The organism is Streptomyces sp. NBC_01017 (assembly GCF_045162795.1).
Lineage (GTDB): Bacteria > Actinomycetota > Actinomycetes > Streptomycetales > Streptomycetaceae > Streptomyces > Streptomyces machairae.
Map to the genome: position 1 here is coordinate 5948728 of NZ_CP108683.1, position 11734 is coordinate 5960461.

At 68.8% G+C, this 11734-nt stretch carries 14 protein-coding genes and 1 tRNA gene; 9 read left to right on the forward strand and 6 right to left on the reverse strand.

Annotation, left to right across the window (positions count from 1 at the left end; all coding sequences use genetic code 11):
• The first annotated feature begins 74 nt into the window (after positions 1–74).
• On the forward strand, positions 75–1016 hold the full coding sequence (rlmB, locus tag OG331_RS27320) for a 23S rRNA (guanosine(2251)-2'-O)-methyltransferase RlmB (protein WP_406200820.1): 942 nt from the start codon (positions 75–77) through the stop codon (positions 1014–1016).
• Between the two features lie 134 nt (positions 1017–1150).
• Positions 1151–2812 (forward strand): DoxX family membrane protein, encoded by a 1662-nt coding sequence (locus tag OG331_RS27325; RefSeq protein ID WP_406210307.1) that lies wholly within the window; start codon positions 1151–1153, stop codon positions 2810–2812.
• 322 nt (positions 2813–3134) lie between these two features.
• Here the strand turns inward: OG331_RS27325 and OG331_RS27330 are convergent, their stop codons facing one another.
• From OG331_RS27330 to OG331_RS27340, 3 genes are all read right to left on the reverse strand, one after another.
• The gene (locus tag OG331_RS27330) at positions 3135–3866 is read right to left on the reverse strand and encodes an NDP-sugar synthase (protein WP_406200822.1); all 732 of its coding nucleotides are present in this window, start codon (positions 3864–3866) and stop codon (positions 3135–3137) included.
• A 101-nt stretch (positions 3867–3967) separates the two neighbouring features.
• On the reverse strand, positions 3968–4426 hold the full coding sequence (locus tag OG331_RS27335; protein ID WP_406200824.1) for a hypothetical protein: 459 nt from the start codon (positions 4424–4426) through the stop codon (positions 3968–3970).
• Positions 4427–4660: 234 nt separating this feature from the next.
• The gene (locus tag OG331_RS27340; RefSeq protein WP_328880817.1) at positions 4661–5752 is read right to left on the reverse strand and encodes a sn-glycerol-3-phosphate ABC transporter ATP-binding protein UgpC; all 1092 of its coding nucleotides are present in this window, start codon (positions 5750–5752) and stop codon (positions 4661–4663) included.
• A 216-nt stretch (positions 5753–5968) separates the two neighbouring features.
• On the opposite strand from OG331_RS27340, the gene OG331_RS27345 reads away from it, so the two are divergent.
• From OG331_RS27345 to OG331_RS27365, 5 genes are all read left to right on the forward strand, one after another.
• Positions 5969–6043 (forward strand) — tRNA-Thr (locus OG331_RS27345).
• A 233-nt stretch (positions 6044–6276) separates the two neighbouring features.
• Positions 6277–6513 (forward strand): hypothetical protein, encoded by a 237-nt coding sequence (locus OG331_RS27350; RefSeq protein ID WP_328426772.1) that lies wholly within the window; start codon positions 6277–6279, stop codon positions 6511–6513.
• A 335-nt stretch (positions 6514–6848) separates the two neighbouring features.
• The gene (locus tag OG331_RS27355) at positions 6849–7211 is read left to right on the forward strand and encodes a hypothetical protein (protein WP_406200827.1); all 363 of its coding nucleotides are present in this window, start codon (positions 6849–6851) and stop codon (positions 7209–7211) included.
• A 173-nt stretch (positions 7212–7384) separates the two neighbouring features.
• Complete coding sequence (locus OG331_RS27360; RefSeq protein WP_406200829.1) at positions 7385–7696, forward strand: hypothetical protein; 312 nt, start codon at positions 7385–7387, stop codon at positions 7694–7696.
• A 336-nt stretch (positions 7697–8032) separates the two neighbouring features.
• On the forward strand, positions 8033–8383 hold the full coding sequence (locus tag OG331_RS27365) for a hypothetical protein (RefSeq protein WP_406200832.1): 351 nt from the start codon (positions 8033–8035) through the stop codon (positions 8381–8383).
• A gap of 146 nt (positions 8384–8529) precedes the next feature.
• Here the strand turns inward: OG331_RS27365 and OG331_RS27370 are convergent, their stop codons facing one another.
• From OG331_RS27370 to OG331_RS27380, 3 genes are all read right to left on the reverse strand, one after another.
• Complete coding sequence (locus tag OG331_RS27370) at positions 8530–8835, reverse strand: hypothetical protein (protein ID WP_328880821.1); 306 nt, start codon at positions 8833–8835, stop codon at positions 8530–8532.
• Positions 8836–9129: 294 nt separating this feature from the next.
• The gene (locus tag OG331_RS27375; RefSeq protein WP_328426779.1) at positions 9130–9414 is read right to left on the reverse strand and encodes a hypothetical protein; all 285 of its coding nucleotides are present in this window, start codon (positions 9412–9414) and stop codon (positions 9130–9132) included.
• A 211-nt stretch (positions 9415–9625) separates the two neighbouring features.
• On the reverse strand, positions 9626–10111 hold the full coding sequence (locus OG331_RS27380) for a hypothetical protein (protein ID WP_406200835.1): 486 nt from the start codon (positions 10109–10111) through the stop codon (positions 9626–9628).
• A 435-nt stretch (positions 10112–10546) separates the two neighbouring features.
• On the opposite strand from OG331_RS27380, the gene OG331_RS27385 reads away from it, so the two are divergent.
• Positions 10547–11335 carry a hypothetical protein gene (locus tag OG331_RS27385; protein WP_365058413.1) on the forward strand — a complete coding sequence of 263 codons (789 nt, stop codon included), beginning with the start codon at positions 10547–10549 and terminating at the stop codon, positions 11333–11335.
• Positions 11336–11409: 74 nt separating this feature from the next.
• Positions 11410–11691 carry a hypothetical protein gene (locus OG331_RS27390; protein WP_406200838.1) on the forward strand — a complete coding sequence of 94 codons (282 nt, stop codon included), beginning with the start codon at positions 11410–11412 and terminating at the stop codon, positions 11689–11691.
• The last annotated feature ends 43 nt before the right edge of the window (positions 11692–11734 follow it).

An 11734-nucleotide genomic window follows, 5' to 3' on the forward strand; every position in this document is an offset into this window, starting at 1 on the left:
TTGTGCCGCCCGGCCCTCCGGACGGCACACTGCATAGACGTACATACGAACGCTTCACGACAGACAGGTAGGTCATGGCCGCGAACAACCGCCGCATGTCCGGCAAGAAGGGCGCGCAGGTCGGCAGTGGCGGCCAGCGGCGCAAGGGTCTCGAGGGCAAGGGCCCGACCCCGCCCGCCGAGATGCGCAAGAAGCACAAGGCGAACCGCATCGCGAACGCCAAGGCGAAGCAGGCCGCGCGCCGTCCCGCACCGCGCGGCCGCGGCGGCAAGGGCACGTCCGAGATGGTCGTAGGACGCAACCCGGTCGTCGAAGCACTGCGCGAGGGCGTCCCGGCCTCCACCCTCTACGTCCAGCAGTTCATCGACAACGACGAGCGCGTCCGCGAGGCCCTCCAGCTCGCCGCCGAGCGCGGCGGCATCAACCTCATGGAGGCCCCGCGCCCCGAGCTGGACCGCATGACGAACGGCCTCAACCACCAGGGCCTGGTCCTCCAGGTCCCGCCGTACGAGTACGCGCACCCCGAGGACCTGGCCAGCGCCGCCTACGACGACGGCGAGGACCCGCTCATCGTCGCCCTCGACGGCGTGACGGACCCGCGCAACCTGGGTGCCGTGGTCCGCTCGGTCTCCGCTTTCGGCGGCCACGGCGTCGTCGTACCGGAGAGGCGAGCGGCCGGCATGACGGCCGGCGCCTGGAAGACGTCCGCCGGCACGGCGGCCCGCACCCCGGTCGCCCGCGCCACGAACCTGACCCGCGCCCTGGAGGGGTACAAGAAGGCGGGCATCGCGGTCGTCGGCCTCGCCGCCGACGGTGAGGCCGAACTCGGTGACCTGGAGGCCCTGGACGGCCCGGTCGTCATCGTCGTGGGCAGCGAGGGCAAGGGCCTGTCCCGCCTGGTCGGCGAGACGTGCGACTACCGCGTACGCATCCCGATGCCGGGCGGAGCCGAGTCGCTCAACGCCGGTGTGGCGGCCGGGATCGTCCTCTACGAGGCGGCTCGCCGACGCGCCTGAACAGGCATCCGCGGCGTCACCCGTGCGGGTTAATTCTGGTGACAGTGGTGCGACCTGCGCATCCTTGACGGGGTCCGGACAGATCCGGCCCGTCAAGGCAGTGTCCTAACCACACATCACTCGGTTAGTTGAGCGTGGACACCAGAACACCCCGCACACCCACGGGGGACCGCTCGTCGGGTTACGACGACGCTCCCGCGCTGAGCATGGTGAAGGTGCCGAGCGATCCGGCGCAGATCATCGTCAATCACGCGAGTTTCCGCGTGCTGCTGGGCGCGTCGACCGGGCGCACCAAATCCCCCAGGATCGCACGGCACTTGAGCGCCACCGAGGACACCGCCCGCATCCCCGCCATGGGCGCGGCCGGCAGAGCGGCCGCGGCCCCCGGCGCCCGGCGCAGAGTCGCCGTCTGGAACGGCACGTCCGCGCCCGACGACACCGGCGCCCACCGCCTGCTCCAGGCCGTGCGGGACGGCAGCGTCCGCCACGGCGAAGAGCCGGCCCCCGGCCTCGGCGGAGCCACCCAGGTCATCCCGCGGGTCGATGTCGGCGGCTACGACGGCTACGACGGGGGCGGCTACGACGACGGCTACGACGACGAGTTCTCACGGACCGTCGAAACGCCGATCGTGGGCCCCCAACGCACGCACGAATCCCTCGAAACCCGGCTCCTCCCCAACATGCGCACGGTCGAGGGCGCATACGACGAGGAACTCGTCTACGACGACGAGGAGTTCGAGGAAGACCCGCACGGCACGCACGCAACCGACACGCCCCTCAAGCGGCCCGGCGGCGGTGACGACCCGGCCCGGCACGCCTATTACCCCGGCCGCCGCATGAACCTCGGCGTCGTCCTTCTCCCCCTGCGCGTCTTCCTCGGCTTCATCTCCATCTACGCCGGCATGGGCAAGCTCTGCGACCCCGTCTACTTCGACGGCGGCAAGCGCGGCTCGATGGTGAAGTGGCTCAACACCCTGCATCCGTGGGAAGTGGCCGAGCCCCTCCGCCAGTTCGCCCTGGAACACCCCGTCGGCTCCGGCCTGGTCATCGCCTTCTTCCAGGTCATCGTGGGCGTCCTCACGGTTCTGGGATGCTGGCAGCGGGTCGCCGCGGTGACGGGCGCGCTGTTGTCTGCCGCGCTCCTGGTCACCGTCAGCTGGAAGAGCGTCCCGGCCTACGACACCCCCGACATCATCTACCTCGCCGCCTGGTCCCCGCTGATCATCGCCGGAGCCCCGGTCTACTCGATCGACGGCCGCCTCGCGGGCAGGGCCTGGCGCCGCCTCGGCCCTCGCGCCGACATCTGGGAGCTGCGCAGTTACGTCCTGCGCCGCGGCGCCCTGGTCACGGTGATCGTCACCGGCCTGACCCTCCTCATCGGCTCGCTGCTCGGCGGCGCGGTCCGAGACGCCGACCGTGTCGTCGTCCCCGGCCCCGGCGAGGCCCCGCGCAACGAACTGCCGGGCTCGCCGTTGCCGCAGGAGCCCGGCCAGCGGCACAAGAAGACGCCGTCGGCCTCCAACTCGCCCACGCAGGGCGCCACGTCGGGGTCGGCCACGCCGTCCGGCGCCGCGACGACGCCGGGCGCCACCAGTGACACCGGCAGCGCCGGGGCGGGTACGCCCAGCCAGACGCAGGGCACCGGGGGGCAGGCCCCGCCGCAGCAGTCGACTCCGGCCGACGAGGCGCCGAGCACGAGCACCGGCCCGACCTCCGGGGGGCCCTCCTCCGGCGGCGGCTCCACGGGTGGCTCCGACACGGACGAACCGGGGCTGGTGGGCGGCCTGTTGGGGTAACCCTGCCGGTGGGCCCCCTACTCGCCCCCTAGCTCACCGGCTGACCCGGACCAGCACAACCCCGATGGGCCCCGCACACACTTCATGTGCGGGGCCCATCGCCACACCACGCGCTCCTCGCCCCCGCCAGGGGGCTCCGCCTGGAATGCCTGGACCGGCGCTTGAAAGAGACCGGCGGAGTGGCCGTGGTGGTGGCGTACCCTCGCGGCGCCGTAGTCGCCCACGGCGGTAAGGGGACACCCCCCGGCACGGCCCCGACCCACCACGCACCCGCAGGCGCTACGCGCACCCCCACCGAAACAGCCACAGGCCGCCGCAGGCATCAACGCCCCAGCGCAGCCAGTTCCTTCGCCGCCTCGGTCAGGTCCTTCGCCGTGTCGATGGCGCGCCAGTACGCGCCCTGCGGGATCGGGAACCCGGCCAGGCGGCGTTCGCGGGCCAGGTGGGGGAAGGTGGTGCGCTCGTGGTCGCCGCGCTCGGGGAGGAGGTCGGAGAAGGCGGGGGAGAAGACGTACACGCCCGCGTTGATCTCGAACGTCGACGGCGGCGCCTCGATGAAGTCCGTGATGTGCCCGAAGCCGTCCGTCTTCACCGCCCCCCAGGGAATCCGGGGCCGCGCAAGCGCCAACGTCGCGACCGCGTCCCGCTCCGCGTGGAAGTCCGCCATGTCGCGCAGCGAGAACCGGGTCCAGATATCACCGTTGGTCGCGTACCAGGGCCGCTCCGGATGCGGCAGATGCGCCGCCGCGTACTTCAGACCACCGCCCCGCCCGAGCGGCTCCGTCTCCACGACGGTCGTGACCCGCACCGGCAGCTCGGCCGACTTCAGCCAGTCCTGCAGCACCTCGGCGAGATGCCCACAGCTGACCACCACGTCGGTCACGCCCTCCTCCGCGAGCCAGGCGAGCTGATGGCCGATGATCGGCATCCCCGTACCGGGGATCTCCACCATCGGCTTGGGCCGGTCGTCGGTGTACGGACGCAGCCGGGAACCCTGGCCGCCGGCCAGGATGACGGCTTGAACGGGGCGGGACGCGGCGTTCGGATCAGTCATGACCGAACTGTACGCGGCGCCCCGCTCACGGCATTCACCTGCAACCGTTCCTTAATCAGCCGTTACGGTCCGGAAGCGGAGTGTTCTCCGAAAGGGGATGGCTAGCCGTGCATCGCCGCGACCCCTGACGCGAACGCCGTGTCACACACGGGCCGGGCAAACGACTGCGCACGCGTCGGCCCGTACACACGGACCGCCGCACGCCCCAGCGCACGGGCGATCGAGGCGCAGTGCTGCCCCAGCGACGGACGGTCGTGCACGGCCTGCTGGAGGTGGGTGAGGGCGACGCCCGGGTCCTCCTCCTGCAGCTCGGTCAGGAGCTGGTCGCGCAGCACGTCCTGAGGGGCGCGCGGAGCGGCGTTCTTGGTGTCACGCGCGCTCGAGACGTCGGTCGCGGTCAGGACCGAGTCCGAGGGGTTCCCCGACCAGTTGACCCGGGTGACCGCGAGCGTCCCGGAGAGCACCAGGACGACGGGCAGGACGAGGGCGAGAGTGCGGCCGAGCTGGCGGGCGGGGCCCCGCTGGCCGCGTCGTGTCTGTTGGATGGTGGAGTGCTTCACGCGAGTGAGGGTAGCGTTCAGTACTGATATGGCGACATTTGGTCACCGTTTCGGGGGACGAAGAGGTGCCTTTTCCCTTGCAGCCTGTTGACGTACAGCACTCGAAATGGCCGGGTATGCCGGGGTATTTGTCGACAACGAAGAGGGCCCCGCAGCGCTCTGCGGGGCCCTCTTCGTCAACCTGGGTGAATTACCCGGGGTTGTGCTGCCTTTACGTCGGACAGTCGGCGCGTCTCAGTCGGAGAGCCGCGCGCCCGTGGAGGTCGCGAACACGTGGCTCTCGCCCGCACGCGGGACGACGTGCAGCGTGCTGCCCTTCTCCGGGACGTCACGGCCGCTGACGCGGACGACGAGGTCCTTGGTGTCGTCGCCGCCGACCTTGGCGGTGCCGTAGACGTACGCGTCGGCGCCGAGCTCCTCGACGACGTTCACGGTGACCGCGAGGCCCTGGTCCGAGTCGGCGCCGGCGACGTCGAAGTGCTCGGGACGGACGCCGACGGTGACGGTCTTGTCGGTGGCGGCGGCGAGCGCGTCGCGGTCGACCGGGACGACCGAGTTGCCGAACTTCACGCCGCCGTCGGTGATCGGGACCTCGACCAGGTTCATGGCCGGGGAGCCGATGAAGCCGGCGACGAAGAGGTTGGCCGGGCGGTCGTACATGTTGCGCGGGGTGTCGACCTGCTGGAGGAGACCGTCCTTGAGGACCGCCACGCGGTCACCCATCGTCATGGCCTCGACCTGGTCGTGGGTGACGTAGACGGTGGTGATGCCGAGACGGCGCTGCAGCGAGGCGATCTGCGTACGGGTCGACACACGGAGCTTGGCGTCCAGGTTGGACAGCGGCTCGTCCATGAGGAAGACCTGCGGCTCACGCACGATCGCGCGGCCCATCGCGACACGCTGGCGCTGACCGCCGGAGAGCGCCTTCGGCTTGCGGCCGAGGTACTCGGTGAGGTCGAGGATCTTCGCCGCGTCCTCGACCTTCTGGCGGATCTCGGCCTTCGGCACGCCGGCGATCTTGAGCGCGAAGCCCATGTTGTCGGCGACGGTCATGTGCGGGTACAGCGCGTAGTTCTGGAACACCATGGCGATGTCCCGGTCCTTCGGCGGCAGGTGCGTGACGTCGCGGTCACCGATGCGGATGGCGCCGGCGTTCACGTCCTCGAGCCCCGCGAGCATCCGGAGCGAGGTGGACTTGCCGCAGCCGGACGGGCCGACCAGAACGAGGAACTCCCCGTCCTCGATCTCGATGTCGAGCGCGTCAACAGCGGGCTTCTCGGAACCCGGGTAGATCCGGGTCGCCTTGTCGAACGAGACAGTGGCCATGGTGATGGGCCCCCTTCTACCGGCAGGAACGTGCCGGACGATCCGTTGTAGGAAGGTGGTTGGTTTAGTCCACATGTGCGGACTGGCTCTGGACGGTACCTGGCGTTCGCCTGATCTGTCAGTACCCGAGGGCATGTGAACTTCGCGGAAATTTTCGACAGGGCCCACTCGGAACCTGGGTACACTGCACGGGCGCGTGCGTGACGGCGCGTGCAGGCCTCCTTAGCTCAGCTGGCCCAGAGCGGCTGTCTTGTAAACAGCAGGTCGTCGGTTCGAATCCGACAGGGGGCTCAATCAGCGGGGCGGTTGTCGATGACACCGCCCCGCGGTTCGTTTTTCATCCCCTCATTTCATTCGCCCGCCGAGCGACTTCGCCGGTTCGCGAATACACCTCCGAATGCCCCCATGTCCCCTCTGGGACACGGGACATGCCCAAACGTGGATTAGCATCGCTACTGCTAGTGTTCGTTCAGTCACAGTAGGCAATCAGCCTCAATGTACATGTAATGAAAACCGAGGGTTCCATGCGCAAGCTTCACCAGGTCATGATCGTCGCAGCGGCGGCCGGCGGCCTGTCCGCCATCGGTGCCGGTACCGGTGTCGCCTACGAGAGCGGGCCGAGCGTGTCCGACCTCTACCGCCCCTACCAGGAGTGCAGCCCGCAGACTGTTGGCGAGGCCTCCATCCCGGTTGCGGTGCTCGGTCTGTCCGAGACCTTCGACACCACTTGCGGCCAGTTCAACAACGCCTTCACTGGCTGAGGTCGGCGGCATAGTCGTGCGCGACGCCTTCCGCGGGCCCCTTCGGGGTCACCCCCGAAGGGGCCCGTTCATGTGCGGCTGCCCGGAGCGCGAGGCCGCTCCCTGGGCCCGTATGCGTTCGCTGCTGTCCTGAACTCCGGCGCACCGATGAGCGGTTGGTCCCCCGAGGACCAGTCACCCTCTGGTCGGTCCTTCACTTCGTAAGCGAAACGGCCCCGAACGTCCTGGACATGGACCGGACGCGGTGGCCCGTATCTCCGATTTCCCGAGGGCACGGCGCGGCCGGTTCGCGGTGTATTGCGCTCGGGCACCCCCCGCAAAAGGAGACGCAACACATGTTCAACGGAAAGAAGATCGCGGCTGTCACCGGGCTTCTCGGTGGCCTTGCCATGACCTGTCTCGGCGCCGGCCAGGCTCACGCGGCGGGCCCGGGCGTCTGCTCGCTCGACTCCCAGGGCAACATCATCTGCACCCAGCAGGTCCAGGGGCAGACCCCCGAGGGTGACGGGTTCGTCGTCCGCCGGTCGGTGAACTGCCAGCCCACCCAGCCCTTGACCCTGCCCAATCCCGGCCTTCTGTCCAACGGGCAGACGCGGATCGGCCCCCACATCACCTGCGCCGAAATGGCGCCCGTGCCGGCCTCCGACACCAGTGACACGAACGACGCCAGCCCGCTGCTTTCCCGCATCCTGGGCTGAGCTTCAACCGGCGGATGGCCGGACCGGGTCAACCCGGTCCGGCCATCCGCCGTTTCGTATGCCGACACGACACAAGGAAGGGTTAAAGGTCCCAAATTGCTACGGTTCGTTTGTATATGCTCACATTAAGTAGTCAAACCAGGGCTTCGTGCCCGGGAAGAAAGGGTCAAACTATGCGCAGGTTTCAGCGCGTTGCGGTCGTAGCCGCAGCGGTCGCAGGTCTGTCCGCCTTCGGTGCCGCCGGCAGTGCCTTCGCTCACGAGGGCGACGGCTTTGACGGTCAGATCGTCTCCGCGGTGTCCACCTCGACGGCCAACGCCGTTGCCACGTGGGGTGCTCCGGCCGACAAGGCGCAGGCTGCCCCGCAGGCCGCTCCCGAGGCTGCTCCGCAGGCTGCTCCGCAGGTCGCGCCGGAGGCCGCTCCCAAGGCCGCCGCGCCGGAGTACGGCTACGGCGAGTACTCCGCTCCGTACGCCGCTCAGTAAGGAAGTCCCGAGGGTTCGGTGCGCGAGTTTCAGGGCACTGCGAATGTCGTCGTGACCACCGCGGGGCGGGCGGCTCCCAACTGCGAGCCGCAGTCGGCCCCTTAGGGCATCGCCTCGGAGCGTCGCGACGGGCGCATCGAAATCCGTCGGAACACCGTTATGCATATCGCGCGATCCGAACCTCCAGCTCCTGGACCGGATCGAGCTGTTTTCGACGGTGTGCTGGACAACACCCTTAGCAAATGCAGCCCGGACGCGCGGCAGACCCATCAGGGTGCGCGTCCGGGCTGCAGCAGTTTCCGTATCCGACCTTCTCCTTGCAAAGGAACGCCGTACATGATCGGTCGACAGAAGATCGCAACCGTCTCGGGGATCCTCGGGGCTCTCGCCGTGATCTACAGCGGTGCCGCGCCGGCGTATGCCGACGACGACCCCAAGGGTGCCTGCACGCTCACCGCGCAGGGGGACATCGTCTGCGTCAAGAAGAGCGAGGTCGTCCGCAACGACAAGCGCAACGGCTATGTCGTCAAGCAGAAGCACGACTGCTCGACGACGGAGCGGCCGCGCTTCGCGCTTCCCGAGGACCGCATGCTGGAGGGCGGGTCCACCACGAGCGGGCCGGTCGTGGAATGCAACAACCGGGCGAAGCTGCCCAAGGGCGTCAAGCTCCCCAAATTCGACTTCTGAGGCGCTGTACGAGGCGCGAGCACACGATGCCGGACCGGGCATGAGCCCGGTCCGGCATTTCGTTCTTTCCGGGGCCGTGTCCGGCCGGAAAAAGACCGGTGCCCCGGCCTGGGGCCGGGGCACCGGGGGAGGCGTGCGGCGCTACGTCACTTGCCGCCGACGGTGTTGCTGCAGCCCATGGACGAGCCCAGGCCGGTCTCCTGCGTGCCGGGGTTGCCCTCGCCGTTCAGCAGGTTGCCGCCCAGGCCGTTCGCGATGCCGACCTGGCCGAGGATGTCCACGTTGGCGTCGTGCGACTTGCAGTTGCTGCTCTGCAGGACGCTGAAGCTCGAGCCCGTGCCCTTGTCCTTCTGGCCCCAGCCGCCTCCGTCGGCGTGGGCGACGCCGGCGCCCAGGAGTCCGACGCTCCCGAGAGCGGCGACCAGGACGGCGGCCTTGTGGAGCTTGTGCATATTCATCTCCGGTGGAGTGGAGTGGGTGCGATCTCTGGGAGATCGACTTCGAACAGTTACGGAGGCTAATAGGAAATATTTCGCAGAAATCAGCGGCACGCCCGAATCAGGGAAAGTCTCACCATCTTGGCCGATGGATAGTAAATTCATATTGTTGTAAGTGGTCGCGGAGAATTCGGGGAGAATTGCGGTGCGTATGCGTGACGCGAAAAAGAGTCCCGGTACCGGGCCCTGAGGCTCGGTACCGGGACCTGTTTCCCGCTTCGGTCGACTAGGCGACCGTCAGTGCCTGGATCAGAAGGCGCTGTTGTTGCAGCCCATCGACGAGCCCAGGTGGGTGTCCTGCGCGCCCGGGTCGCCCTCGCCGTTGAGCGCGCTGCCCAGCAGGCCGTTGAGCACGCCGACCTGGCCGAGGACGTCGACGTTCAGGTCGTGCGACTTGCAGTTGGAGCTCTGCAGGACGCTGAACTTGCCGCCGTCCTTGCCGCCGTGGCCGTCGGCGGTGGCCGTCCCGGCGCCCAGGAGTCCGACGGTGCCGATGGCAACGGCCACGACGGCAGCCTTGCGAAGCTTGTGCATGTCATCTCCGGTGGAGTGAGGTGGGTGCGATCTGTAGGAGATCGACTTCGTACAGTTACGGAAGATTAATACGAAGTATCCCGTTATGTCCCGGAGGCACGCCGGGGCTCGTGATCTCGTGGCAGAAGCACCCGGAAGCCGCATCGCCAACCGTGGCGTGAAGTGAAAGTGCTGGTCACAGCGGCTCGTTGAGTTCCCCGAGCCGCGCGCCCTAGCGCGACTGGGCGTGGGCGAAGGAGTTCGCCTGGCTGTTGGCCTGGTCGCAGTCGACGCCGCGGGACTCGGCGGCCGCGAGGACGGCGACCGGGACGGCCGCGTTCAGCACGGACTGCGGGCTGCACTCCTGGTACGGGCGGAACAGGTTGGCCTGCTCCACCGGGCCGGCCGGCGCCGCGGCGGGCTGCTGGTTGACCTGCGGGCTGATCTTCGGGCTCAGTTGGGGGTTGAGCTGCGGGCTGACTTCGGCGCCGTGCTGCGGACCCGGGGCCGCCTGCCGGTGCGCGGTCGGCGAGTTGGAGGACTGCGCGGTCGCCTGCGAGCGCGTCCACGAGGCGGCCTGGGTGTCCGGCTGTCCAACGGGTGCCGGAGCACCGCCGTACCCGAGGGGCACGTCGCCGGCGACGCTGGGCGCGACTCCGATGGCCGACAGACCACTGGCTGCTGCTACGACGAGCGCGACCTGATGAAGCTTGCGCATGGAACCCCGGCCCTTCATTGACCTGTGCATGGAACGTATGGAAATGCGGCTGTGATGGACCACCGCTCTGACCCTGTGGGGGCAACGAGCCAAATGCCGGGCCGGTCACGTGAGTCGGCGCGTGGTCACCCGTTTGCCAGAGGGTGTTATTCGTCGACAAGCCGCAGAGCCTTTTATCGGATCGATGGCAATGGAGTGACGGAAATCCCGATCCCGTGACTTGGCCGGAGAAAAGTCGTTGCCAGCTGGGAGAGGGCAGCGATCTGGAATCAGAGAGAGGCAACGGGATCCGCTGCCTGCTCCGGCGTGAAGTCCACATGACAGCTCAGGCATTACCCCTGTAAGGGCGCAGTACGAATATCAGACTGAGCGCACGCATGACTGCACTGAATACAACGGATTTCCCTGTACAGGTAATGAAGGGCCGAGGGTTCCATGCGCAAGCTTCACAAGGCCGCGCTCGTAGTAGCAGCGGCCGGCGGTCTGACCGCCATCGGCGCCGGCGTCAGCGAGGCCGCCGACTATCCCGTCGGGTACAGCGGTGCTCCGGCGCCCGCTCCTGAGTATCAGGCGCCTCAGTACGCTCCGGCGCCTCCTCCCCAGTACGCGGCGCCCCAGTACGCACCGGCGCCCGCTCCTCAGTACCAGGCACCTCAGTACGCCCCGGCACCGGCTCCGCAGTACGCGGCGCCCCAGTACGCCCCGGCACCGGCTCCGCAGTACGCGCCGCCCCAGCAGAGTGCTCCGCAGGCGACTGCGGTGACCAGGTCGACGGGCACCGCCCAGGTCACGCGTCCGCAGCCGGCACCCCACTACGCGCCCCCGGCGCCTGCCCCGGCGCCCGCTCCGGCCCCGCAGCAGCAGAGCGGTTACGCCTCCGCCTCGGCCACCTCGGGCGGCTACGCGCAGGCCTCCGGCTCGCCGCAGTCCTCGGCGCCGGCCGCCGCGCAGCCGTCCGTTCCGCAGGTCGTGCCGCAGGTCACCCCGCAGACGGCGCCGCAGGTGATGCCGCAGGTCGCTCCGCAGGTCTCCGCTCCGCAGGTCTTCAACCCGGAGCCCGCGCCGAAGGTCGCGCCGCAGGTGAACCCGCAGGTGAACCCTGAGGTGAACCCGCTCATCAACCCGCTGATCTCGCCGGCCAGCGCTCCGCAGGTGCCCGGGCTCGGCCTCGGCCAGGTCGCGGCGCCTCCGGTGGGCCAGCTGGGTCTGCCCCGGCTCGGCTGACAGTCGTTCCGTAGATCTCCACCGCTCCACAGCGTTCTGCTGCACCCCACTTCCGCTCGACCAACGGAGAAGAAATGCGCAAGCTTCAGAAGGTCGCCCTCATGGGCGCCGTCCTCGGCAGTGTCGGCTCCTTCGGTGTCGGCACCGCCTTCGCCCACGGTGAGGGGCAGGCTCACGACCTCGACATCACGCAGGGCATCGAGTGCCGCTCGCACGACATGAACATCGACGTCCTCGGCAGCCTCGGTCTCATCAACGGCGCGCTGGGCAACGCCCTCAACGGCGAAGGCTCCCCGGGCGCGCAGCCCAGCCACCTCGGCTCGGACATGGGCTGCAACAGCGGAGCGCTCAAGTAGACCGTACGAAGAGTTCGGTTCGACGCCCGCTCCATCACGGGGC

Bases quoted from the DNA above. Each gene is read 5' to 3' on its own strand.
- OG331_RS27340 (WP_328880817.1), bottom strand. From the start codon at position 5,752: ATGGCCACTGTCTCGTTCGACAAGGCGACCCGGATCTACCCGGGTTCC.
- OG331_RS27390 (WP_406200838.1), top strand. From the start codon at position 11,410: ATGCGCAAGCTTCAGAAGGTCGCCCTCATGGGCGCCGTCCTCGGCAGT.
- rlmB (WP_406200820.1), top strand. From the start codon at position 75: ATGGCCGCGAACAACCGCCGCATGTCCGGCAAGAAGGGCGCGCAGGTC.
- OG331_RS27355 (WP_406200827.1), top strand. From the start codon at position 6,849: ATGTTCAACGGAAAGAAGATCGCGGCTGTCACCGGGCTTCTCGGTGGC.
- OG331_RS27350 (WP_328426772.1), top strand. From the start codon at position 6,277: ATGCGCAAGCTTCACCAGGTCATGATCGTCGCAGCGGCGGCCGGCGGC.
- OG331_RS27380 (WP_406200835.1), bottom strand. From the start codon at position 10,111: ATGCGCAAGCTTCATCAGGTCGCGCTCGTCGTAGCAGCAGCCAGTGGT.
- OG331_RS27360 (WP_406200829.1), top strand. From the start codon at position 7,385: ATGCGCAGGTTTCAGCGCGTTGCGGTCGTAGCCGCAGCGGTCGCAGGT.
- OG331_RS27375 (WP_328426779.1), bottom strand. From the start codon at position 9,414: ATGCACAAGCTTCGCAAGGCTGCCGTCGTGGCCGTTGCCATCGGCACC.
- OG331_RS27385 (WP_365058413.1), top strand. From the start codon at position 10,547: ATGCGCAAGCTTCACAAGGCCGCGCTCGTAGTAGCAGCGGCCGGCGGT.
- OG331_RS27365 (WP_406200832.1), top strand. From the start codon at position 8,033: ATGATCGGTCGACAGAAGATCGCAACCGTCTCGGGGATCCTCGGGGCT.
- OG331_RS27330 (WP_406200822.1), bottom strand. From the start codon at position 3,866: ATGACTGATCCGAACGCCGCGTCCCGCCCCGTTCAAGCCGTCATCCTG.
- OG331_RS27370 (WP_328880821.1), bottom strand. From the start codon at position 8,835: ATGCACAAGCTCCACAAGGCCGCCGTCCTGGTCGCCGCTCTCGGGAGC.